The sequence below is a fragment of the Dasania marina DSM 21967 genome (genome assembly GCF_000373485.1).
Lineage (GTDB): Bacteria > Pseudomonadota > Gammaproteobacteria > Pseudomonadales > Dasaniaceae > Dasania > Dasania marina.
Genome location: NZ_KB891576.1, coordinates 135,671 through 159,396, shown reverse-complemented (window position 1 = coordinate 159,396; position 23,726 = coordinate 135,671). Strand labels below are relative to the sequence as shown.

The following is a 23,726-nucleotide window of genomic DNA, read 5'->3' as shown; positions in this document are numbered from 1 at the left end:
TAAACGTTTTGTTTTTTGAATGAGTTTTCAGGAGTTGTCATGAGTAGAGAAGCTAATAAGAAACTTATAGAAAATTTACATCATATCTGGAATGAAGCTGATTATAGTATGATGGAAGAAGTGTATTCTAAGGATGTTGTTGTGCATTGGCCAAGAGGTTTTTTGCTTAGTGAGAGCCGTGGCATTGACGGGGTTCGTAGTACTATTGAGGGGGTTCGAACAGCTATCCCTGATTGGACTGAGACAGTATATGACATGATTATAGAGGGAGATAAAGTTGTAACAAGATATACCTCGACGGGTGTTAACCTAGGTGATTATGCAGGGGTTAAGGCTACAGGTAAAAAAATTGAATTAGATGAGATCTCTATCTATCGAATAGAAGAGGGTAAGGTTATAGAGCAGTGGTGCTTGTCCGACGATACATCTATGCTGCTTACACTGGGTTTGTTGTCTGAGTCGCCAGATTTATAACGTTACTTATGTTGTAGAGTTGTTGTTTTTAGTATTTTAAAGTTTGTTTTTGGGGGGTTGCTGTGAGTAAAGATTTTAATGCTATCTGCGAGTTGGCGAAAAAGTATTTTGATGCCTTGTATAATGGCGATGCGGATTTGTTTGCTGAAATATTTCATCCGCAAGCGGGGCTTTTTTGCAATAATAATAATCAGTTTGTCACTATGACGGTTGCTGATTACTTGGGCTTGGTTAGGGGTCGAACAAATCCTGTTGATCGTAACGAAAAACGAAGTGATGAGATACTCGCTGTAATTCAAGATACGCCAACAACGGCAATATTAAGAACGCGTGAGGTTTTTCTTCCTAAGCTATTCACTGATGAATTGACGCTGATGAAATTTGGTTCCGACTGGAAAATAGTGGCTAAGGTTTGGGATTTTGAGCTTATTGAGTGATCCGTGTGCTAATTGAGATTGCTACGCGCTGCTAGTAGGCGGATTGGTCATAACAACTTGAGGTTGTTACGACCCCTTCGGGGCGCCATGAGAAAACTGGCGACCAAAATGCTCTCGCATTTTGTAATTAAAACAGCTTGATGCTGTTTTAACCCCTTGGGGCTCAGCGTGCCCCATGAAATGCTTTGGGTATCGTCGCTACGCTCCTCGTTCCCTTTGTGCTGTAAGCACAAATGGTCGAACCGATGGCGGCTCTCGCCCACCCGTGAAGATAGGGTAAATAAATTAAGCCGGGAGAATCGCGGGTGGTGGGTATATAAATTAGATGGTACCAGTGGGCGGACTGTTCGTAACAACTTGAGGTTGTTACGACCCCTTCGGGGCGCCATGAGAAAACTGGCGACCAAAATGCTTTCGCATTTTGTAATTAAAACAGCTTGATGCTGTTTTAACCCCTTCGGGGCATCGTCGCTACGCTCCTCGTTCCCCTTGTGCTGTAAGCACAAATGGTCGAACCGGGTCCGAGCCCGCATTGCATTAGCGTAGTTCTTAAGGAGTTTTGTTGGTGCTGGGATGATGCAGTGTAGAATGGTACCAGTGGGCGGACTCGAACCGCCAAGCCGTTAGGCGCCGCATTTTGAATGCGGTATGTTTACCAATTTCATCACACTGGCACTGCATTTGGAGCCGCGCATTATAACAATGCTTTTTCAAAGGTCAAAGTATTTATCGCTTGTGCGTTTTTTGAACGGGCTGTTTTTTTAGTTTACGTGGCGTTGTATTGTGGGGCTTGCCACGAGTGTGTGTATTATTGCAGGCTAAGGCGATGAGGTTTGTTGTAACAAGCAGGGGTAATTATTTTGAACCAGAATGTTGTGGGTGAAAAACCGTTTAACATAGAGCATCAGCCGCAGGCTGAGCGCTTTGTGATTGTGGTGCAGGGCCAGGAGGCGGTATTGCAATACCGTATGCTAGGCGCTGAGCAGGTAGAGTTTACTCGTACTTTTGTGCCTGAGAGTTTGCGTGGTATGGGTTTGGCTGAGGCCATAGTCAGGGCTGGTTTAGCTTGGGCCAAGGAGCAGGCTTATAGCATTAGCAGCAGTTGTTGGTATGTGAGCAAGTTTCTTTAAGCTGATTCGCCATTAGTGGGCTCTGTTGGGCCGGCTTTCTGGTCTGCAGGCTGATTTTACGGTACCCTTGCGCGCCTGATTAACAGCCTGTTTGCCACCTATACTTTTCACTATGAAGTTATCTGATTTTAGCTACGATTTACCCGATGAGCTTATTGCTCGCTATCCCACTGCTGAGCGCACCGCCAGCCGTCTGCTTATGCTTGATGGTGCCAGCGGCGAGATCGTGCACGGTCAATTCACCGACTTGCTAAGCCAGCTGCAGGCGGGCGATTTGCTGGTGCTTAACGATACCAAGGTGCTGGCCGCCCGTTTGTGGGGCCGCAAGGCCAGCGGTGGTCGCATAGAGATACTGGTAGAGCGCATGCTAGACCAAGACAGGGTGTTGGCCCATGTGCGAGCCAGCAAGTCCCCCAAGGCGGGTGCCGAGCTATACTTAACAGCCTTGGCCGATAGCGATGAGGTGTTAGCTAAGGTAGAAGTGTTGGGGCGTCACGATGCCTTGTTCGAGCTGCGCTTTATCGAGGGTGGTGATGCCGTCACGGTAATGAACACCATAGGCCATATGCCGCTGCCTCCTTATATAGATCGTAAGGATGAGCTTAGCGACAGAGAACGCTACCAAACCGTGTTCGGCCGTAAAGAGGGTGCGGTAGCTGCGCCCACCGCTGGGCTACATTTTAGTGAAGGCTTTTTACAGCAGTGTAAAGACAAGGGCGTGGATACCGCCTTCGTCACCCTGCATGTAGGGGCGGGTACGTTTCAGCCGGTGCGGGTAGAGAATATTACCGAGCATAAGATGCATGCCGAAACGATAGAGGTGAGTGCTGAAGTATGTGCGCAGGTGGCAGCCACTCGCGCCAAGGGCGGTAGAGTTATTGCCGTAGGCACCACCGCCGTGCGCAGTCTAGAAAGTGCCTCACAAAGCGGTGAGCTAACACCCTTTAGTGGCGATAGCGAAATTTTTATTTACCCCGGTTATCAATTTAAATCGGTGGATGCCATGGTCACCAATTTCCATCTGCCAGAATCCACCCTCATTATGTTGGTGAGTGCCTTTGCCGGCCAAAATAATGTGTTTAACGCTTACCGCGAGGCGGTGGCACAACAATACCGATTTTTTAGCTATGGTGATGCCATGTTTGTATTGCCGCAGCCAATCTGATTGAGAATGTACTATGAGCGATAAACCCCAACGTAAAACCTTTATGACCTTTGAGCTGGATAACACCGACGGTAAGGCGCGTCGCGGCCGCCTAAAGTTTCCCCGTGGTGTGGTAGAGACCCCCGCCTTTATGCCGGTGGGTACCTACGGCACGGTTAAAGGTATGTTGCCCAAAGATGTGGAGGCCATAGGCGCTGAAATTATTTTAGGTAACACCTTTCACCTCATGCTACGCCCTGGCACTGAAGTGATCAAAGCCCATGGGCCCGATAATAATGGAACGCTGCATGACTTTATGGGCTGGAGCAAACCCATCCTAACCGACTCCGGCGGCTTCCAAGTATTTAGCTTGGGTAAGCTGCGCAAAATTACTGAGGAAGGGGTGGCGTTTAAATCCCCCATCGATGGCTCAAAAATATTTTTAGACCCAGAAAAGTCTATACAAGTGCAGCGTGACTTAGGCTCTGACATCGTGATGATTTTTGATGAGTGCACGCCTTACCCGGCTACCCACAAAGAAGCCAAAGATTCTATGGAGCTATCTTTGCGTTGGGCGCAGCGCAGCAAAGTGGCTCACGGCGATAGCCCTTCGGCCTTGTTTGGTATCATCCAGGGCGGCATGTATGAAGACTTGCGCAAAGTGTCTATAGGTGGCTTAAAAGACATAGGTTTTGATGGCTATGCCATAGGCGGACTGTCAGTGGGCGAGCCTAAAAATGAAATGATTGATGTGTTAAATTGCATTACCGAAGAGCTGCCCGCTGACAAGCCTCGTTATTTAATGGGGGTAGGCACGCCGCAGGATTTATTAGAGGCGGTAATGCGTGGCGTCGATATGTTTGATTGCGTTATGCCCACTAGGCATGCACGCAACGCGCATTTATTTACTTCACAGGGGGTGATTAAGTTACGTAATGCTAAACATAAACACAGCGCCGAGCCATTAGACCCCGAATGCGATTGCTATACCTGCGAAAACTTTAGCCGTGCCTATTTGCATCACCTAGACAAGTGCAAAGAGATTTTAGGTAGCCAGCTCAACACCATACATAATTTGCGCTACTACCAAAAACATATGCAAAACATACGCGAGGCCATAACTGACAATCGCCTGCAGCAATATGCTGATGCCTTTTATCAGCAGCAGGGCTTAACGCCTTTTGATCAATTGCCCGCAGCTGAGTCGTAGGGTTAGCTGTGGATTTTTGGCAGGCTAGGCAGCAGTTGCTCACGGAGCCTTTTGCTTTGTCTGTGCCTGCAAGGGCTGTCGAAGATGACTTCGCCAGCAGGCGTGCCGCGGTATTGCTAGCGGTGATGAATATCGATGGCCAGGCAGATTTATTACTGACCCAGCGGGCGGCGCATTTAGCGCTGCACCCCAGCGAGATTGCTTTTCCCGGTGGCAAACCCGAGCCCGAAGATGGTGATGATGTAGCCACCGCCTTGCGTGAAGCTTATGAAGAAGTGGCACTGCCGCCAGCGGCGGTAACTTATCTGGGCCAGCTTAATCGACGTGTTACCCGCAGCGGTTTTAGTTTAAGCCCCTGCGTGGCTTTAGTTAAAAATAGTGTCAATCTAAAAGCGAATGCTAATGAGGTAGCCGCTATTTTTACCCTGCCCTTGGCGCAGTTGTCTGAGGCCAGCAACTGGCAGTTTACCCAGCAGATTTATGCCGGTAGGCAGCAGTTATCGCCGCAGTTTTCATATCAGGATTATAGGGTTCAGGGTGTAACCGCGCGTTTAATCGCCGATTTAATGACAGGATTTTTTAATGTGGCCTTGCCGGATTATGGCTAACACTCAATCGCTGGAGGTATAAGCATGTTGTTTCGTTTGGCGGATAAAAGCCCGCAGCAAGAAGCTGAAAATTTTATTGCCCATAATGCCACGGTAGTCGGCGATGTGGCTTTAGCTGCCGATGTTAGCCTGTGGTTTAATGTGGTGATACGCGCCGACCATGAGAAAATTACCGTGGGCAAGGGTAGCAATATACAAGATGGTTGCGTGCTACATGCCGACCCCGGTTACCCCTTAACCGTAGGCGAAGGCGTGACGGTAGGGCATAAGGCTGTGCTACATGGCTGCACCGTGGGAGATTACAGCTTAGTCGGCATAAATGCCGTGGTACTTAACGGTGTTACTATAGGCAAGCACTGCTTAATAGGCGCCAACTCGCTAGTGCCCGAAGGTATGAATATACCCGATGGCTCTTTGGTGGTGGGTTCGCCCGCGCGTATACGTCGCCAGTTGAGTGAGCAAGAAATTAGCGGCTTGCATAAGTCGGCAGAGCATTATGTGGCTAACGGCCGTCGTTTTTTACAGGACTTATCAGCACTGGCTGATTAGTTGCTGTTATCCATTTACAGAAGTAAGAGTTGTACCATGACTGAACAAAAAGTGGCTGAAGCAGAAAAGCCTGAGCAAGAAAAAGTTAAATCCCCCTGTATTTCCATCTGCTTGTTAAACGATGAGGATATCTGTGAGGGTTGTTACCGCAGTGCCTTAGAGATCACCGATTGGGTGATGTATAGCAACGATGAAAAGCGTGGCGTTTTAGGTGAGTGCAAAAAGCGTTTTAAAAAAATGAATAAGCATCTGCTGCTGTAAAAGCTTGTTGTAATAGGGTGGCATAACAAGCTGTTTACTTACTGAAAAAATTGCGCAGTTTTTTGGGTGGAGGTTTAGTGCGAGTGTTCGTTAGGGTTTATCAGTTTATGGGCCTTAACGTTTTGTATCATATTGTCTTTGACTTCAACAATTTCAAACAAGTACTCACCATATTGTACGCAGACAGTCGCGTCAGGGAATGACTCTAAGTGCTCTAATAATAGGCCGTTTAAGGTTTTTGGGCCTTCGGTGGGTAGCTCCCAGTCCAGATTTTTATTAATGTCACGTATGGTGGTGGTGCCATTGATAAGATGGGTGCCGTTGTCCTGAGTGTGTATGTCCTCAGTGTTATCGGCAAAGTTTGAGGTGAACTCACCGACGATTTCTTCCAATATATCTTCTAGGGTAACCAAACCCTGTACTACGCCGTATTCGTCTACCACCATGCCCATGCGGTGTTTGTGTTTTTGAAAGTTAACCATCTGAGTGTGTAGAGGGGTGCTTTCAGGCACAAAGTACGGCTCCACCATTTCCTTGGTGAGCTGGCTGCGGTTGAGGCCGTCGTTATCAATAATGCGGCTGACATAGCGCTGGTGTAATACCCCTAAGATATTGTTGATGTCGTCATCGTAAACGGGGATGCGAGTAAATTCGGTGTCGCGCAGGGTGGCTAAAATATCTTCGTCAGTTTCTTGTAAGTCTATGCCCACTACTTCGTTGCGAGGGATCATAATATCTTCAACACAGATGTCTTCTAGGTCGAGTATATTGATCAACATGCCTTGGTGGCGCTTGGGTATATGTGGCCCGGCTTCGCCCACGATAGTGCGTAGTTCGGCCGAGCTAAGGTCTTCGTTGCTGTTGATGCTGGGGTCGATGCCTATTAATTTGAGTATGCCGTTGGTGAGGCTATTAATTAACCACACAACGGGGAATAGAATTTTCAGTAGCACCGTTAAAACATTGGCGGCTGGGAAGGCGATTTTTTCGGGGTGTAAAGCCGCGATGGTTTTAGGGGTGATTTCTGCAAATATCAACACCACCATAGTTAAAATAACGGGGGCGGCAACGACCGCTGCATCTTCGCCCCATAGTCGTATAGCGACCACGGTAAATAACGATGCGGTAATAAAGTTAACCAGATTGTTGCCAATTAAAATTAAGCTAATTAATTGATCGGGTTTTTTTAGTAGTTTGTAGGCTCTACGGGCACCCTTGTGGCGCTGCTTAAGCAGATGTTTAAGGCGATAGCGGTTGAGTGACATCATGCCGGTTTCGGCGCTAGAGAAGAAGGCCGATAACAAAATAAGAATGGCAATAATAGTAAAAAGCAGGTTTAACGATAACTCGTCCAACGAGTGATATTCCTTATAGGGTCAACAAGCGCGTATCTTGACGAAAAAAGGCTGAACACGCAATAAGTGTTATTGAAGAATAATTTCCAATACAAATTTGCTGCCAAAATAGCCTAGCATCAAGGCGATAAAGCCGCCTATGGTCCAGCGCACTGCGGTTTGGCTGCGCCAGCCCAGCTGCCAGTGGCCCCACAATAAAGTGCTAAAAATACACCAGGCAGCGATGCTTAGTGCGGTTTTGTGGATGAGGTGTTGGGCGAAAATATCCTCTAAAAAAACGATACCGCTAAGTATGGAAATACTTAATAACACTACGCCTATCCATAGCAGCTCAAACAGCATGGCCTCCATGGTTTGTAGTGGCGGCAGGGCGCGGATGATGCCTTTAACGTGATGCTGCTTCAGTTGATGGTCTTGTATGCTCAGGGCGATAGCTTGAAACATGGCGATAGTGAGTACGCTATAGGCCAGTATGGAGCTGAGTATATGGCTGAGCATACCCTTGCTGAGGTGGCTTTGCAGTGGTTGGGCAGTGGTGTTGCTCATGCCGGCGGCAATGGCCAGCGCGGCCAGCGGCAGCAGCACCACTAACAAATTGTAGGTGGGGCGGCGCAGGGTGCTGAGCAAGGCCAGTAAGGCGATAAACCAAAAGAATAGCGAGCTAATATTTAGCAGGCCTAAATCGATAGGGCGGCTAAACAGGCTGATGCCGTGACATAGCAGCGCCAGTGCGCTAAGGCCCAGTAGCAGTGTTTTTTGCGGCTGCTTGGCAAGGTTGAGTAGAAAGGCCCCTTGGTAGGTCGCTGCTAATAAATACAGAGTAATGGCGCTTATTTCAAAAAGTACAGTCATAGCGTTTCTTATTGTGGCTCTTATTGCGTTTCCGGTTATGGTGCTTGTTGCAGTAACAGTTCAATTCATTGATGCGGTTATTGGCTGTTTGCTGCGCGATACTGAATTGGATTTGGGTTACTGCTATAGGCTCAGGTATACTTCACCAGTTTACACCGTTTATTTCAATAGTCTTAGCTTTCAATCGCAGAGTTAGGGCATGGTTTTGAGAAGGCATGACATGTTCGACAATTTAACAGAACGTTTATCCAATACGCTGCGCAGCATTTCTGGCTCAGCGCGTTTAACGGAAGAGAATATTCAAGAGACCCTGCGCGAAGTGCGCATGGCGCTGTTAGAGGCCGATGTGGCCTTGCCGGTGGTAAAAGATTTTATTGAGGCGGTTAGGCAGCGTGCGGTGGGCCAAGAGGTAGGTAAAAGCCTTAGCCCCGGCCAAGTGTTCGTTAAGATTGTTAGCGACGAATTAGAAAAAGTGATGGGCCAGGCCAACGAGAGCCTGAACCTAGCCACTCAGCCCCCAGCTATCTTGTTGATGGCTGGCTTACAGGGTGCGGGTAAAACTACCTCGGTAGCCAAGTTAGCGCGCTACTTGCAAGAGAAAGAAAAGAAAAAAGTGATGGTGGTGAGTGTTGATGTATATCGCCCAGCCGCTATCAAGCAGTTAGAAACTCTGGCAGGCGAGGTGGGTGCCAGCTTCTTCCCTTCCGATATAGGGCAAAAGCCCATAGATATAGCTAATGCCGCTATACAAGAAGCCAAGCTTAAGTTTGCTGACGTGCTTATCGTCGATACCGCTGGTCGTTTAGCGGTAGACGAAGACATGATGACGGAAATTAAAGACTTACACGCCGCCATCAAGCCTATAGAAACCCTGTTCGTGGTTGATGCCATGACCGGTCAGGATGCCGCCAATACCGCCAAAGCCTTTAACGATGCTCTGCCGTTAACCGGTGTGATCTTAACTAAAGCTGATGCCGACAGCCGTGGCGGTGCCGCATTATCGGTTAGGCATATTACCGGCAAGCCCATCAAGTTTATGGGTGTGGGCGAAAAAACTGACGCGCTAGACCCTTTCCATCCCGACCGTATCGCCTCGCGTATACTGGGCATGGGTGATGTGCTATCGCTAATCGAAGAAGCCGAGCAAAAACTAGATAAGCAAAAAGCCGACAAGCTTGCCAAGAAGATGAAAAAGGGCAAGAAGTTTGATCTGGAAGATTTGCGTGATCAGTTACAGCAAATGAAGAACATGGGCGGTATTACCGGCATGTTAGACAAACTGCCCGGCATGGGTGGTATGGCGCAAATGGCGCAGCAGCAGGTAGATAACAAGATGTTCGTAAAAATGGAGGCCTTAATAGACTCCATGACCCCCGCTGAGCGCAGCAATCCTGACATACTCAACGGCTCGCGCAAGCGCCGTATCACTACCGGCTCGGGCACCGACATACAAGACCTTAATCGCCTCATCAAGCAGCATAAGCAAATGGCTAAAATGATGAAAAAAATGAGTAAAAAAGGCGGTATGGCCAATATGATGCGTGGTATGGGCGGCATGATGCCCCCCGGTGGCGGCGGCTTTTTAGGTCGCTAAGCACTTGATTGTATAGGTGATCAGTGGTTTTTAAGGTCAATAAACTCGCGATCTAGGCTTATTTACCTTAAAAACCATAAAAGAGGTTTCAAAGTTAGCGCGCTTAACTTAAAATACCGCGCCTTTCTGGCATGTGTTCGCTTGTTGAATATGTGTGCGGAGTAAAGAATTTGATTTGTGGGCCTTGGTGGCCTGCTCAAGCGTTAGGAAATTAACAATGGTAACAATTCGTTTAGCTCGTGGCGGTTCAAAAAAGCGTCCTTTTTATCACTTGACTGTGACTGACAGCCGTACATCACGTAATGGCCGTTATCTTGAGCGTGTGGGTTTCTTTAACCCTGTTGCGCGTGGCCAGGAAGAGCGTTTACGCGTTGAATTAGAGCGCGTTGAACACTGGGTATCTGAAGGCGCGCAATTATCTGACCGCGTAGCTGAGTTAGTTAAGAGCGTTAAGAAAGCGGCTTAATTGATGTCAGCTAAACCCACTGATATGGCCGCTGAGCGCGTGGTGATTGGTAAAGTCACTGTCGTATTCGGCGTTAAAGGGTGGGTTAAAATACATTCGTATACCGAACCTGTGGAAAACTTCTTCTCGTATACGGATTGCCAGATTCAGCGCGGCGGCCAATGGCAGCCGATTAGCTTTGAAGACGGCAAACGCCATGGTAAGGGTTTAGTCGCTCGTATCACTGGTGTCGATGATCGCGAGCTTGCGGCACAATATTGCAAGTGCGATGTGTCGATTGCAGCTGATGCCTTACCGGTATTGGCTGATGATGAGTTTTATTGGCATCAGTTAGAAGGCTTAAAGGTATACACCGCAAACGACAAGGGCGAAGAGCTGTTGTTGGGCACGGTAAGCCATATGCTAGAAACCGGTGCTAACGATGTGATGGTAGTGCAGAAATGCGCAGGCAGTATCGATGACGAGGAGCGTTTAATTCCTTATCTACCGGGCCAGTTTGTTACTGACATCGATATAGAAAACGGTTTAATTCGGGTCGATTGGGATCCAGAATTTTAAACGCATGTAAAGACCAGCAAGAGCAGGATGGGTAATGACAGAGAGTTTGACGGTAGGTGTCATAACGCTGTTCCCAGAAATGTTCACGGCGATTACCGAAAGCGGTATTAGCGGTAGGGCGGTCAAGCAGGGCTTAGTCAGTCTGCAGTGGTGGAACCCTAGAGATTTTACCGAAGATAAGCACCGCACTGTCGATGACAGGCCTTATGGCGGTGGCCCTGGCATGGTGATGAAGGTAGAGCCTTTGCGCAAAGCGCTAGCGGCAGCCAAACAGGCCATGGGTGACGACAGTAAGGTGATTTATTTATCACCGCAAGGTCGTCAGCTAAACCAGCAAGGCGTAGAAACATTAGCGCTAAGCAAAAAATTGATTTTTATCGCTGGTCGTTACGAAGGTATAGACGAGCGTTTGATAGAAGCCGAGATAGACGAAGAATGGTCTATAGGCGATTACGTATTAAGTGGTGGCGAATTGGCCGCCATGGTGATGATAGATACCGTAGTGAGGCAGTTGCCCGGCGCGTTGGGGCATGAGCTATCTGCCAAAGAGGATTCTTTTGCAGAGGGCTTGCTAGATTGTCCGCACTATACGCGCCCAGAGGTGTTAGCCGGTAAGCCGGTGCCCGAGGTGTTGTTAAGCGGTGATCACAACAAAATACGTCGTTGGCGCTTAAAGCAGGCGTTAGGGCGAACTTGGCAGCGGCGGCCAGAGCTTTTAGAGCAGCGGCCACTGAACAGTGAAGAGCAAGATTTGCTGGCGAGCTTTATAGCCGAGCAAGATAGCGTAAGCTAGCTCGCAGGCTAATAAAAAACGCAACAATCATCTGGACCAATGTCTGTATATCTTTAGTCCCTGGCAATGCGGGAGAAGGTATGAATAAAAACACGGACAAGTACGGGGTTTTAAATAGCTGTGAAAACACAGCCTATATATTTAGGAAATGCCATGAGCAAGAACAAAATTATCGCTGCAATTGAAGCAGAACAAATGACTAGAGAGATTCCAGACTTTAGTCCTGGTGACACTGTTGTAGTGCAGGTTAAAGTAAAAGAAGGTACTCGTGAGCGTCTTCAGGCTTTTGAAGGTGTAGTGCTTGGTAAACGTAACCGCGCGTTAAACTCTGCTTTCACTGTGCGTAAGATTTCACACGGTGTTGGTGTAGAGCGTACTTTCCAAACCTACAGCCCTTTGGTTGACAGCATTGCTGTTAAGCGTCGCGGTGACGTTAGACAAGCCAAACTATACTACTTGCGTGAGCTTAGCGGCCGTGCAGCACGTATCAAAGAGAAGTTGGGTAAATAAGCCACTTCTTCTTTTTAAAAAGGCAGCCTTGGCTGCCTTTTTTTATGTTTGAAAAATGTAAGTCGCTAGTGGGTAGCCTATAGTCGCTAGCTTATGTAGGCGGTTTCTAGTTTGGGGTAAACGTGCTACTTTCTGGCGATAATTAATAACCGTGTACTTATATCTGTGTTAGATCAACAGCTAGTCATTATTGATAATTATCTCGATGCGATTTGGATGGAGAAGGGCTTGAGTCAAAATACCCTTACCTCCTATAGGCGCGACTTAAAACAATACGCGGTGTTTTTGCAGGCCAATAAGCAAACACTGTTGGCGGCGGGGCAGGCTGAGGTATTTGATTATTTAGGGCAGGCTAGGGGGCAGGGTAAGTCGGCGCGCAGCACGGCACGGCTGTTGTCTTGTTTGCGGGGCTTTTATCAATACCAATTGCGCGAAGCCCATATCAGCGTCAACCCTACTCTAGATATCGATAGCCCTAAGCTGGGTAGATCCCTACCTAAAATCTTAACCGAGGCCGATGTTGATAATTTGTTAAGCGAGCCCGATGTGGATAATCCATTGGAGTTGCGTGACAAGGCCATGTTGGAATTACTCTATGCCTCAGGCCTGCGGGTGACCGAGTTAGTGACCTTAACCTTAGGGCAGGTGAGCGTGGCGCAAGGGGTGGTGCGGGTCATGGGTAAGGGCAGTAAGGAGCGCTTGGTGCCCACCGGCGAAGAGGCGCTGCACTGGCTTAAGCGCTATAGCCAAACGGCACGGCCAGTGCTGCTGGGCCACAAGATGAGTGAGGTGATGTTTCCTTCGCGGCGCGGTGACATGATGACTAGGCAAACCTTTTGGCATCGCATCAAGCTGTACGCGCAGCGGGCCGGTATACAGCGGCCTTTGTCGCCGCATACCTTACGTCATGCCTTCGCCACCCATTTAATAAACCATGGTGCTGATCTGCGAGTTGTGCAATTATTGCTGGGGCATAGTGATCTGAGTACCACGCAAATATATACCCATGTGGCGCGGGCACGCATGAAAGAGCTGCACGCACAGCATCATCCTAGGGGCTGATGTCTAAACACGCTGAGCTTCTAGCTGAACTTCTAAGTATTGCCGAGCTCCAAGCAGCAAGATAATTTAATTAAGGTTTTAGGATAATGATGGTAAGTGTTAAAGGTTTTAGTTTGGCTTTAGTGGCGGCTACGGTGTTGCTGGTGACTAGTGCTCAGGCTGAGGATGACAAGGTGTCGGCAGAAGTGGCCACTAATATTAGTCGTGCTTTCAACATGGTACGGCCCGATTGGCAGCTGCAATCAGTTAGCCCTTCGCGTATGCCCGGCTTATATAAAGTGCAGATTTTAAATGGCCCGCTATTATATTCATCGGCCAGTGGTTTGCAGTTTGTGGCCGGCGATTTATTTGAAATTACTGATAAGGGTTTTGTGAACCTTACTGAGCATGAACGCTCCGGTGACAGGGCCAAACTTATGGCTGGGGTGGCGAAAAAAGATATGATTATCTTTTCCCCTGCAGGCAAGGTCAAAGATTATGTCACCGTCTTTACCGATATCGATTGCGGCTATTGCCGCAAACTGCACGGCGAAGTGCCCAAGCTTAATGAGATGGGCATAGAAGTGCGCTACATGGCTTACCCCAGAGCAGGCATAGGCTCAAAGTCCTATAATAAAATCGTTACCGCTTGGTGTGCCGATGATCCGAAAAAGGCTTTAACCAGCTTAAAACAGGGTAAAACCATGTCGTTGAATATGTGTGAAGATAATCCTGTGGCCAAGCAATTTATGTTGGGCCAAGAGATAGGGGTTAGCGGCACGCCTGCCATTATTACCTCTAGTGGCCAATTGCTACCGGGCTATATGCCTGCTGATAAATTAGCTCAGGCTATAGAGCTTTAAACCACTATTAACAATAAACACTTTCGTTATTTTTTAGGTTAATTATGAATAATTTTGCCGCCGCCGGGCTGGTTTGCCTATTGCTTTTTTCTACCCTGACGCAGGCCGAGCAGGGCTTGCCTGTCACGCAAACAACAAGTTCGGCTGAGCAAGCAGTGCGTCAGCAAATGGCCGCTAATTTCCCTCTAAAAGAAGTGCGTGCAGTAACGTCCGTGGCCAATGGCCAGTTATATCAGGTGGAATTCGCTAGCGGCTTACTGGTGTATACCTTGCCTGCCGCTGAGTTTTTTCTAGCGGGTAATCTTTATCAAAGCACTGAGAGCGGCGTAGTGGACCTCAGTCAGCAGTTAAAACAGCAGCAGCGCGCCCAGCTGTTGGCGCAGTTGCAGCCTAATGAGTATTTGTCGCTAATCCCTGAGCAGCCTGCACAGGCGGTTATCTATGTGGTGCTGGATGTAGATTGTTATTACTGCCAGTTTCAACATCTAGAATCGCAGCAGTTACTGGCGCAGGGGGTAGAGGTGCGTTATTTATCGCTTAACCGTCAGCGTCCCGGTTCCTCGGCTTATCTCAAAGTGCGACGCACTTGGTGTACGGATCAGCCTCAGCAAGCCTTAGATATGTTAATGCAGGGCCGCTCCTTGGCGGAGCAGCAGTGTACGCCCGGCTTGATGGATAAGCATATAGCCTTAGCCAAGCAGTTAGGGGTGGAGCGCCTGCCCGCGGTGCTAACCACCGATGGCCGTCTCATCTCAGGCCTGTTACGGGCGCCGCAGATCTTCAACTTGCTAGGCATAGTGGCAGAGATAGCGGCTGAGATTGAAGTAGAGCCCGAGTTAGTCGCTGAGCCTGCCGCCGCCAACCCTGAGCAAACTGCCCCCTCGCAGTAAATCCCCCAGCTTACGTATAAAAAATACTCAATTGCCGCTATACGGTGCTTTTTTAGCCGTGATAGCGTTATACAGCTCTAAAATAGGTGCAACGCCGTAACAGCTCTACTACAATTGCGGCTTTAATTTTGTCAATGAGGATAGTGGTTTGAACCCGGTAAAAGTAGGACTTTGTGGCTTAGGCACCGTAGGTGCGGGAACTCTTAAAGTATTAGCACGCAATGCCGCTGAAATTTCAGCGCGCTCAGGCTGCGATATACAAATCACCCACATTGGTCAGCGTCGTGCCAATCCTGATATTGATACTGGTGCTATTACCATTAGCCGCGATATTTTCGCGGTTGCCGCCGACCCTGAGATAGATATCTTAGTTGAGCTTATCGGCGGCACTACTGTTGCCAAAGAGTTACTGCTAACCGCCATTGCCAATGGCAAGCACGTGGTTACAGCTAACAAAGCGTTGATAGCCGAGCATGGCAACGAGATTTTTGCCGCAGCCAACGCCAAGGGCGTTAACGTTGCTTTTGAAGCGGCAGTGGCTGGTGGCATCCCCATTATTAAAGCCATACGTGAAGGTTTGTCCGCCAATAAAATCGAATGGCTGGCAGGTATCATCAACGGTACTGGCAACTTTATTTTGACTGAAATGCGCGACAAGGGTCGCGACTTTTCCGATGTGTTAGCGCAGGCGCAGGCCTTAGGTTATGCCGAAGCCGACCCCACTTTCGATGTTGAGGGTATAGATGCGGCGCATAAGCTGGTTATTCTAGCGTCGTTGGCTTTTGGTATACCGCTACAGTTTGAAAAAGCTTATACCGAAGGTATTAGCAAAATCACCACCGAAGATATGGGCTATGCCGAAGAGCTGGGTTACCGCATTAAGCACTTGGGCGTGGCGCGTAAAACCGAGCAGGGCATAGAGCTACGTGTGCATCCTACCTTGATCCCTAAAAAACGTTTAATCGCCAATGTGAACGGCGTAATGAATGCGATATTGGTTAAAGGCGATGCTGTAGGCCCTACCTTGTATTACGGCGCGGGCGCGGGCAGCGAGCCTACCGCTTCTTCAGTAATAGCCGATATTATTGATGTGGCGCGTACCTTAACTGCCGATCCCGAGCATAAAGTGCCTTATTTAAGCTACCAGCAAGGTGAGCTTAACAACGACCCTATACTGCCTATAGAAGAAACCGTCAGCGCCCATTACTTGCGTATGACAGTAGATGATAAGCCTGGTGTAATGAATGAAATCACTAAGATTTTTGCCGCCGCCGGTATCAGCATAGAAGCCATTATTCAAAAAGAACAAGAGGAAGAGGACGAAACCACTGTGCCACTGATATTAGTGACCAACCGTGTGGTAGAAAAACAACTCAACCTAGTGATTGCTGAAATAGAGGCTTTGAGTTTTGTTTGCGGTAAAGTTACCCGCATACGGGTAGAGTCCTTAGCCGGTTAATTCGCAGTGCTTAATGGTTTTTTAAAAAGTGTTTGAATAAACATTTAAAGAAATATGAAAAGAGTTTAAGAAGATAGTCATATGAAATATATCAGCACCCGTGGCCAAGCACCGGCACTTAATTTTGAAGAAGTATTACTAACTGGCTTGGCCCCTGATGGCGGCCTGTATGTGCCCGAACAACTGCCGCAGTTTTCTGTTGATGAGATCGCCGGTTGGGCAGCGCTAAGCTACACCGATTTAGCTTTTAAAATCGTGCAGCCTTTTGTTGGTGGTTGCATACCCGATGCCGATTTAAAAGCCATTATCGACGACACCTATGTGGATTTTCGTCACCCAGCGATAGCGCCTTTAGTGCAGCTAGATAAAAACGAATGGGTGTTGGAATTATTTCAAGGCCCCACCTTAGCGTTTAAAGATTTTGCCTTACAAATGTTGGGCCGCTTGTTGGATTACGTATTAGAGCGCAAGCAACAAAAAGTGGTAATCATGGGTGCTACCTCCGGTGATACCGGCTCGGCCGCGATACAGGGTTGTAAGCGTTGCAGCAATATCGATATCTTTATATTGCATCCGCATCAGCGCGTGTCTGATGTGCAGCGTAAACAGATGACTACGGTTACCGAAAGCAATATTCACAATATTGCGGTTGAAGGTAATTTTGATGATTGCCAAAGCATGGTCAAAGCCAGCTTTAACGATAAAAGCTTTTTGCCTGCTGATAGACAGCTAGTTGCGGTTAACTCTATCAACTGGGCGCGTATTATGGCGCAAATCGTCTACTACTTTTATGCAGCCTTGGCCTTGGGTGGCCCGCACCGCAAAGTGGCTTTCTCGGTGCCTACTGGTAACTTTGGTGATATCTATGCCGGTTACTTGGCTTCAAAAATGGGTTTGCCCATAGATCAGTTAGTGGTAGCCACTAACAAAAATGATATTTTACACCGCTGTATTTCCAATAACGATTTCTCTAAGCAACCATTAGCGCATACCTTGTCGCCCTCTATGGATATCGTTATTTCTAGCAACTTCGAACGCATGTTGTTTGATTGCTACGGCCGCGATGGTGCTGCGATTAAGGATTTAATGGAGCGCTTCCAAACCGAAGATGTACAAATTACCGATGCCGCTTTCGCCAACGTGCGTGATTTATTCGATAGCCATGCGGTAGACGATGAGCAAACGGTTAAAACCATAGCCGAAGTCTATGCCGCGTCAGGCTATTTATTAGACCCGCACTCAGCTATAGGTGTAGAGGCCGCACGTGCCGCCAGACGCAACAGTGATGTGCCCATGGTTACTATGGCCACCGCCCATCCGGCTAAATTCCCCGAAGCCGTTATGAAAGCAGGCTACCCCCATGAGCCAGCACTACCGCTGCACATGGCGGACTTATTTGACCTGCCAGAGCGCTGCACGGTGTTGCCTAATGACTTGGCGAAGGTGCATGAATTTGTGGTGGATAACATCACTGCTTAATCATTAAAGGCCGGTTTTACCGGCCTTTTTTAATTACGGTGTATATTGCTTAGTGCTCGTCATACCGGCGCATGCCGGTATCCATTGTCGGATTATTATTACGCCTTGCCGAAATTAATCGAATAATTATTAGGTGGTACATGCCAGTAATCAAACAACGCCAATACGATTTTTCAAAAGCCAGCTTTTTAGCAACAGTACCGAAAACGCTACAGCGGGTTTACGCTGCCCGCGGCGTTTTTACCGATCAAGATGCCCAGCACGAATTAAAAGAGCTGCTATCCCCCAACTTAATGAAAGGCCTAACCCAGGCTGCCGAGTTAATTGCCGATCATGTGGTACAGCAAAAACGTATTTTGATAATTGGTGATTTTGATTGTGACGGTGCCACTAGCAGCGCCTTGGCGGTGACCGCCTTAAGTGATATGGGTGCCAAGCATATCGATTTTTTAGTCCCTAATCGTTTTGAATACGGCTATGGCTTAACGCCAGAAATTGTACAGGTCGCCAAGCAAAAAAATCCTGATCTTATTATAACCGTTGATAACGGCATCTCCAGCTTGGATGGGGTAGAGACTGCCAATCAATTGGGTATGCAGGTAGTGGTAACCGATCATCATTTACCCGGTGCGCAATTGCCGCAAGCGGCGGCCATAGTTAACCCCAATCAACCCGGTTGTGAATTTCCTAGCAAAAACTTGGCAGGGGTAGGGGTGATTTTCTACGTTATGTCGGGGGTGCGGGCGCAGTTACGCCAGCGCAATTGGTTTGCGGAAAATAATGTCGCCGAACCCAATATGGCTGAGTATTTAGATTTAGTGGCCTTGGGTACGGTAGCTGATGTGGTGCCGTTGGATAAAAATAACCGCATCTTAGTGGCGCAGGGTTTGGGCCGCATACGCAGCGGCAGAGTGCGCCCCGGTATTAAAGCCCTGTTAGAAATAGCCAATAGAAGCCTGCATTGCATAGTGGCGGCAGATTTTGGTTTTGCTATAGGCCCGCGCTTAAATGCCGCGGGACGCTTGGATGATATGAGCATAGGTATACAGTGTTTGCTGGCAGTGAATGAATACAGCGCCCGCGAATTAGCCCAGCAAATGGATGAGTTAAATCACGATAGGCGGGCGATAGAGTCGGGCATGCAGCAAGAGGCCATGCGCAGCCTAGCAAAAATTAGCTTAGATGATAGCGATATGGCTTATGGTCTGTGCCTATATCAAGCCGATTGGCATCAGGGCGTGATCGGTATTTTAGCGTCGCGTATTAAAGATCATTACCATCGCCCGGTTATTGTATTTGCTGATGCCGAAGATGATGGTGGCCCGCAGCAAATTAAAGGCTCGGCGCGCTCTATAGTCGGTTTGCATATACGCGATGCCTTAGACGCGGTGGCGGCCAAACACCCGCACCTGCTAAGCAAATTTGGTGGCCATGCCATGGCGGCGGGGATGAGTTTATTGAAAGAGCATTATGCGGAGTTTGCCAGCGCCTTTGATGCGGAAGTGCGGCGGCAGCTTAGCGCCGATGATTTACAGGCGGTGTTATTAACCGACGGTGAATTAAGCCCACAGGATTTTCAGTTGCCCTTGGCACATCAGCTGCGGGACGGTGGCCCTTGGGGTCAGCACTTCCCTGAGCCTTTGTTTGAAGGCGAGTTGTTTTTGATACAGCAGCGTATAGTCGGCGAAAAGCATCTTAAGTTAGTGCTCTCTACCGAGCCGCAGGGTGGTCAACTCATTGATGCCATCGCCTTTAATGTAGACGTAAAGGCTTGGCCCAATCAGGCTGCTAAAAAAGCAAAACTGGTTTACAAATTAGATGTAAACGAATTTAGAGGCAATGAAAGCCTACAGTTAATGGTCGATTATATAGAGGCTTTGTAACGCTAACTTTCTAATTCTACTGCTGCGGCCATAATTCATCATAATTGAGCCGCACAACTCCACATTTCATCCCCTAGCTTGCCCACTTACTATTGTTTAATGAACTCGAACTTTACACAAACCCGTGAATAAGGAATGAGTTATGAAAAAAGCGATAGTACTCTCTACATTAATTGCAGCCGCCTCTGTGAACCCAGCCTACGCCGCCGATGATAGCCATGCTGGCCGCAAAGCGGGGGTGTTTTTTGGCTCTGCTATTGCCGGTGCAATGTTGGCCGGCCCCATAGGTATGGTGGTAGGTGCGGCCAGTGGTGTCTGGTTAGATGACAAAGTTGAGCAGGCCGATAGTTTGGCGCAGGAGCTGCAACATTATAACAGCGCCCTACAAGCTTCCCACAATGAGCTCAGCCGCGTGCAGTCGCGCTTATCAGCTGCGGAAGATCACAGCCAACGCTACGCGCAATTAATTTTAGAGCAGCTGCAAGTAGAGCTGTTATTTAAAACTGGCGGCAGCGAATTAAGTGCGGCGGGTCAACAACGTTTAGCGATGCTGGCAGATTTTATGGCCAATAACCCAGAGTTAAACTTACGCTTGGATGGCTATGCCGACCCCAGTGGTGATCAGCAATTTAATTTGGCTTTATCGGAGCAGCGAGTTAATGCCGTGGCTGAGCAATTAAAACTGGCAGGCTTGGATGAGCAGCGTATAGCAACTTATAGTCATGGTGCTAGTCAGTCACAGGCGCAGCAGGGTGACTACCAAAGCTACGCGATGGAGCGGGTAGTGCGTATACAGTTAAGCCGAGATGATGAGCAGGCGCTAGCCGATATTAACTTGCGCTAGTGTTTGTATTCGTTAATGGACTGCCATGATGTTGGGCTTGCTTATAGTTGGAATTTTTTAACTCGGTAATGGCCCAAGGTCATTGCTCCATGATAGCGGCCCTCCGGGCTGCCTTCACTCTCGCTTGAGCCCGGCACCCCTACGGGAAAAGCCGCCGGTCTCATTCGTTCACTCAGCGCTCATCTTTTATATTCCGCAATAACCTTGGGCCATTACCTATCTATCGCAGCGGCGTCACGATGTATATTTCTCTCTGGTGATATTAAATCACGCATGATGCTAGAGGGCTGAGGCGGGTGCTGTCGCGAAATATCAAAGGGCTGGCCGAAGCAGCGGATGAGACAGCGTAGCGCCTTAAGGCTCAGTAGCGTATGAGGGAACCCCGGAGGGGCCAGTCCATGTAGCGACAGTATCCGGCTCAGCCATCGGTGCCAGTAAACCATTACCTGATTACAGGTGACTTATTTATATTAATGACAGCGGTAGGCTAAGGGTAAATATAACTCCACTATTATCATCGCGATTTTGGCCGCTAATTTTGCCCTGATGAAATTGGGCAATGAGATAAGCTATATGCAGGCCTAAACCTAAATGAGTGCTGTCTTGTTTGTCGTCACGCATTGACACCATATTATCGAATAACTGACCGCGCATTTTTTCTGGTAGCAGTGGGCCGTCGTTACTGAGGCTAATCGATATTTCCTGTTTATGTTGTTGCACCGCAAAAATAATATGGCCACCATCGGGGCAAAAGCTGGCGGCGTTATCCATTAGCTTATCCAATAATTGCACTAATAAATCCGGCGAAGCATGCAACGTGCAGTCGCTAGGCAGTGTGTTGCGTAGCGTTATGACTTTGCTGGGGTAGCAATCTTGATAAGCCTGGCTAAGGCTGTTGACTAGGGCGTTAATATCCACGTTTTCCATTTCGGCGTGGCTAATACTTTCTTCTACGCGGCTGGCTTCGCTCATGGCGGTTAAAATATTGCCTAAGCGCAGCGCCCCTTGCTTGGCTCTGTCTTGATAAACGACGCTTTGGTCGTTCAAATTCTGATGGCTTAAATTATCCAGCGAGCTGTGAATAATCGCCAAAGGTGTGCGCAGCTCATGTGATAGTTTGCGCGATAGGGTTTGTAGATATTCGGTGTAATCTCTAATACGTGCTAATAGCTGGCCATAGCTACGGCTGAGTTCGCCTATTTCATCTTTGCTATTGCTGTGGGGGAAGTCACCTAGCCACTGCCCTTGATCGTTAATCACATACTGGGTGGCGCGGCTAAGTTTACGTATGCGCCACGAGAGCAGGCTGGCGTAGCCCAACAACCCTAAGCCTACTATGCTCATCACCCCCAAACTTTTTCCCAGCAGACGTTTAAAGGCCGTATCGGTAAGCGCGGCCATTTGTTCGCTGCTTTGTTCGGCCACTAGGCTGGCAATAACGCGACTGCCGTTTTCCGTATGTAGTTGTATCGGCGCGGCGCTGGCAATAATGCGGTGATTACGGCGGCTGCTATCGCGGTAGTGCTGGCTGCTGACTTGCTGTTGAAAAGCCTGCTGGATTTCTGGGCGCTGTAATATCGCTTGCTCGGCAGGGTAGTTACTGAGTTGCTGGGGTTGTGCTTGTAATACCGCCCTATACAGTTTTTTAATGAGCCAGTGTGAATCGTTAGTGCTACTAGTAGCAAAGCTGCCTTGTTTTGCCAATAGCCAGCCGTGCTGGTCATACACTTTTAAACGCAAGCCCGTTTGTTTAAAAATAGCTAATTGTTCTGCTAGCGCAGGGCTTTGGTAAATAAACGCAGGGGGATTATCTAAGTAGTGGGAGAAAGGGCCGTAGCTTTGTGTGATAGGCGGATCGCTACGATCTTGATCAACAATAGTAAAGGCTAGTTTACCTGCCGCCAAGGCCATGGGTATGGCAACTTCAAGATGATAGCCTTGCTCGCTATCCTGCCAGTGGGCGCGTATACGTGATTCGCGATAAGTGCCTTTGGCGGTGAGGTAGCGGGCAGTCACATAGCCCGGTGCCGAGGTGGTAAAAATATAGGCTCTGTTTTTTTCCGTATCGCTACTAGCGCCCGTGCTAATAATAATTCTATCGCCATCGTCGGTGAGTGAGCGCGAAGGATTGTTATAACGCACCTCGCTATCTTGAACTTCAAAAAATAAATACAGTTGATCTTGAAAGATGGCACTGCGGTAGCGGCTGCGCTGTTGGCTGTTGTTGGGGTTACTGGTGACTAGTGCGGGTATGTCCTGCCAGCCTTCGGGGTAGCCGTCTACTTCTAAGGCGCTACTTAAGCTGTGAAAATATAATGGCGGGTCTATTGTTTTGCTGCTGGTTTGTTGAGGAAATAGCTCTTCCGCTCGCTGTGACAATACTGCAGCAATGGCCTTGCTGCTTGCCATTAGGGTTTGATCTTGATTTTTGCGTAACAGACTGTCCATTTCTTGTAGATATTGGCAGCCGGCCCAGGGCATGGCTAACAGCAATAAACTAATACAGAGTAATTGTTTGTTTAGGCTCATGCTGTTGAGTCAGCCTTCCAGCGATAGCCCATGCCGTAAACGGTTTCTATGGCGGTGAACTGTGGGTCTACGGCGATAAACTTTTTACGCAGCCGTTTTATATGGGTGGTAATAGTGTTGTCATCTAACACTACATTGGCGGCGTCCATTAGTTGTTGGCGATTTTTAACGTGACCGGGTTTTTTGGCCAGCACATAAATAATCCAAAACTCGGTAACGGTTAACTCTACCGCCTGCTCGCGCCAGAGTGTGGTCATGCGTTCTTTGTTAACGGTAAGTGGCCCTTGTTGAATAATATCTTCTTGCGTGGCGGGATTTTTAAAAGCGTCGACGCGGCGAAACAGGGCGATAATACGCACCATCATTTGTGCTTGGCTAATGTCCTTGGTGAGGTAATCGTCGGCGCCTAAACGTAGGCCAGAGATAACATCAAACTCACTTTCGCGGGCGGTTAAAAAAACAATGGGCAACTCGGCGCTGCGTTGGCGCAACTCGCGGCATAAATCAAAACCGCCTTCAATCTCATCTCCCAAGCCTACATCAATAATCGCCAAGTCCGGCAGTGCCAAGGCAAAGGCCGCTAACGCCGAGGCGCGATTATTATAAATACTGACTTGATATCCTTGCTTAACCAAGGCATCGCGATAATTTTCGGCGATGGCGAGTTCATCTTCAACAATAGCTATGTGGCGGGGCATGGAAGTTCCTGTTCGGAGTAAATTATTGTTAGTGCAAATGGCTTTGCTTTGAGTCAGTGGGTTGCTGCTAATACTAATACAGCGGCGCAGCAAAAAAAC

24 protein-coding genes and 1 tRNA gene are annotated in these 23,726 nt (G+C 48.3%); 20 read left to right on the top strand and 5 right to left on the bottom strand.

The genetic code is table 11. The features are described 5' to 3' along the window. Positions 1 to 39 precede the first annotated feature (39 nt). The gene (locus B067_RS21170; RefSeq protein WP_019529035.1) at positions 40 to 474 is read left to right on the top strand and encodes an ester cyclase; all 435 of its coding nucleotides are present in this window, start codon (positions 40 to 42) and stop codon (positions 472 to 474) included. A gap of 62 nt (positions 475 to 536) precedes the next feature. Next, positions 537 to 911, top strand: coding sequence for a nuclear transport factor 2 family protein (locus tag B067_RS0105340; protein ID WP_019529034.1), 375 nt, complete (start codon positions 537 to 539; stop codon positions 909 to 911). Positions 912 to 1,500: 589 nt separating this feature from the next. On the opposite strand, the gene B067_RS0105335 is transcribed toward B067_RS0105340, so the two are convergent. Then, positions 1,501 to 1,585: transfer RNA gene (locus B067_RS0105335), tRNA-Leu, on the bottom strand. A 186-nt stretch (positions 1,586 to 1,771) separates the two neighbouring features. On the opposite strand from B067_RS0105335, the gene B067_RS0105330 reads away from it, so the two are divergent. From B067_RS0105330 to B067_RS0105305, 6 genes are all read left to right on the top strand, one after another. After that, positions 1,772 to 2,041 (top strand): GNAT family N-acetyltransferase, encoded by a 270-nt coding sequence (locus B067_RS0105330; protein WP_240472830.1) that lies wholly within the window; start codon positions 1,772 to 1,774, stop codon positions 2,039 to 2,041. A 112-nt stretch (positions 2,042 to 2,153) separates the two neighbouring features. Continuing rightward, on the top strand, positions 2,154 to 3,206 hold the full coding sequence (queA, locus tag B067_RS0105325) for a tRNA preQ1(34) S-adenosylmethionine ribosyltransferase-isomerase QueA (RefSeq protein ID WP_019529032.1): 1,053 nt from the start codon (positions 2,154 to 2,156) through the stop codon (positions 3,204 to 3,206). A gap of 43 nt (positions 3,207 to 3,249) precedes the next feature. Then, a complete protein-coding gene (tgt, locus tag B067_RS0105320) occupies positions 3,250 to 4,395 on the top strand; it encodes a tRNA guanosine(34) transglycosylase Tgt (protein ID WP_156820782.1) in 1,146 nt (381 codons plus the stop codon). A gap of 8 nt (positions 4,396 to 4,403) precedes the next feature. Beyond that, the gene (locus B067_RS19705) at positions 4,404 to 5,003 is read left to right on the top strand and encodes an NUDIX hydrolase (protein ID WP_019529030.1); all 600 of its coding nucleotides are present in this window, start codon (positions 4,404 to 4,406) and stop codon (positions 5,001 to 5,003) included. A gap of 24 nt (positions 5,004 to 5,027) precedes the next feature. Beyond that, complete coding sequence (locus tag B067_RS0105310; protein WP_019529029.1) at positions 5,028 to 5,552, top strand: gamma carbonic anhydrase family protein; 525 nt, start codon at positions 5,028 to 5,030, stop codon at positions 5,550 to 5,552. Positions 5,553 to 5,588: 36 nt separating this feature from the next. Next, positions 5,589 to 5,813 carry a DUF1289 domain-containing protein gene (locus tag B067_RS0105305; protein WP_019529028.1) on the top strand — a complete coding sequence of 75 codons (225 nt, stop codon included), beginning with the start codon at positions 5,589 to 5,591 and terminating at the stop codon, positions 5,811 to 5,813. Positions 5,814 to 5,887: 74 nt separating this feature from the next. On the opposite strand, the gene B067_RS0105300 is transcribed toward B067_RS0105305, so the two are convergent. Together B067_RS0105300 and B067_RS0105295 are read right to left on the bottom strand one after the other, a co-directional pair. Further along, a complete protein-coding gene (locus B067_RS0105300) occupies positions 5,888 to 7,168 on the bottom strand; it encodes an HlyC/CorC family transporter (protein ID WP_019529027.1) in 1,281 nt (426 codons plus the stop codon). A gap of 69 nt (positions 7,169 to 7,237) precedes the next feature. Continuing rightward, the gene (locus B067_RS0105295) at positions 7,238 to 8,020 is read right to left on the bottom strand and encodes a cytochrome C assembly family protein (RefSeq protein WP_019529026.1); all 783 of its coding nucleotides are present in this window, start codon (positions 8,018 to 8,020) and stop codon (positions 7,238 to 7,240) included. Between the two features lie 220 nt (positions 8,021 to 8,240). On the opposite strand from B067_RS0105295, the gene ffh reads away from it, so the two are divergent. The 12 genes from ffh (at position 8,241) to B067_RS0105235 (ending at position 20,400) form a co-directional block, all read left to right on the top strand. Further along, the gene (gene ffh / locus B067_RS0105290) at positions 8,241 to 9,614 is read left to right on the top strand and encodes a signal recognition particle protein (RefSeq protein ID WP_019529025.1); all 1,374 of its coding nucleotides are present in this window, start codon (positions 8,241 to 8,243) and stop codon (positions 9,612 to 9,614) included. 217 nt (positions 9,615 to 9,831) lie between these two features. Further along, entirely contained in the window at positions 9,832 to 10,080 is a 249-nt protein-coding gene (gene rpsP, locus B067_RS0105285; protein WP_019529024.1) for a 30S ribosomal protein S16, read from the top strand. Positions 10,081 to 10,083: 3 nt separating this feature from the next. After that, complete coding sequence (gene rimM, locus B067_RS0105280; RefSeq protein WP_019529023.1) at positions 10,084 to 10,638, top strand: ribosome maturation factor RimM; 555 nt, start codon at positions 10,084 to 10,086, stop codon at positions 10,636 to 10,638. Between the two features lie 34 nt (positions 10,639 to 10,672). Beyond that, the gene (trmD, locus tag B067_RS0105275; protein ID WP_205619942.1) at positions 10,673 to 11,431 is read left to right on the top strand and encodes a tRNA (guanosine(37)-N1)-methyltransferase TrmD; all 759 of its coding nucleotides are present in this window, start codon (positions 10,673 to 10,675) and stop codon (positions 11,429 to 11,431) included. A gap of 153 nt (positions 11,432 to 11,584) precedes the next feature. Then, entirely contained in the window at positions 11,585 to 11,941 is a 357-nt protein-coding gene (rplS, locus tag B067_RS0105270; RefSeq protein ID WP_019529021.1) for a 50S ribosomal protein L19, read from the top strand. 165 nt (positions 11,942 to 12,106) lie between these two features. After that, on the top strand, positions 12,107 to 13,003 hold the full coding sequence (gene xerD, locus B067_RS0105265) for a site-specific tyrosine recombinase XerD (RefSeq protein ID WP_019529020.1): 897 nt from the start codon (positions 12,107 to 12,109) through the stop codon (positions 13,001 to 13,003). 86 nt (positions 13,004 to 13,089) lie between these two features. Continuing rightward, on the top strand, positions 13,090 to 13,845 hold the full coding sequence (locus tag B067_RS0105260; protein WP_019529019.1) for a DsbC family protein: 756 nt from the start codon (positions 13,090 to 13,092) through the stop codon (positions 13,843 to 13,845). Positions 13,846 to 13,889: 44 nt separating this feature from the next. After that, positions 13,890 to 14,735, top strand: a complete 846-nt coding sequence (locus tag B067_RS0105255; RefSeq protein WP_019529018.1) for a thioredoxin fold domain-containing protein — start codon at positions 13,890 to 13,892, stop codon at positions 14,733 to 14,735. A gap of 148 nt (positions 14,736 to 14,883) precedes the next feature. Beyond that, positions 14,884 to 16,194: a homoserine dehydrogenase gene (locus B067_RS0105250; RefSeq protein WP_019529017.1), complete on the top strand. Its 1,311-nt coding sequence runs from the start codon at positions 14,884 to 14,886 to the stop codon at positions 16,192 to 16,194. An 81-nt stretch (positions 16,195 to 16,275) separates the two neighbouring features. Continuing rightward, on the top strand, positions 16,276 to 17,673 hold the full coding sequence (gene thrC / locus B067_RS0105245; RefSeq protein WP_019529016.1) for a threonine synthase: 1,398 nt from the start codon (positions 16,276 to 16,278) through the stop codon (positions 17,671 to 17,673). 140 nt (positions 17,674 to 17,813) lie between these two features. Then, complete coding sequence (gene recJ / locus B067_RS0105240) at positions 17,814 to 19,556, top strand: single-stranded-DNA-specific exonuclease RecJ (protein ID WP_019529015.1); 1,743 nt, start codon at positions 17,814 to 17,816, stop codon at positions 19,554 to 19,556. A 142-nt stretch (positions 19,557 to 19,698) separates the two neighbouring features. Then, positions 19,699 to 20,400, top strand: a complete 702-nt coding sequence (locus B067_RS0105235; RefSeq protein ID WP_019529014.1) for an OmpA family protein — start codon at positions 19,699 to 19,701, stop codon at positions 20,398 to 20,400. Positions 20,401 to 20,865: 465 nt separating this feature from the next. Here the strand turns inward: B067_RS0105235 and pdsS are convergent, their stop codons facing one another. Continuing rightward, positions 20,866 to 22,929 carry a proteobacterial dedicated sortase system histidine kinase gene (pdsS, locus tag B067_RS0105230; RefSeq protein WP_019529013.1) on the bottom strand — a complete coding sequence of 688 codons (2,064 nt, stop codon included), beginning with the start codon at positions 22,927 to 22,929 and terminating at the stop codon, positions 20,866 to 20,868. Continuing rightward, positions 22,926 to 23,627: a proteobacterial dedicated sortase system response regulator gene (gene pdsR, locus B067_RS0105225; RefSeq protein WP_026244435.1), complete on the bottom strand. Its 702-nt coding sequence runs from the start codon at positions 23,625 to 23,627 to the stop codon at positions 22,926 to 22,928. The genes pdsS and pdsR overlap by 4 nt, the downstream gene beginning before the upstream one ends. Positions 23,628 to 23,726 lie beyond the last annotated feature (99 nt).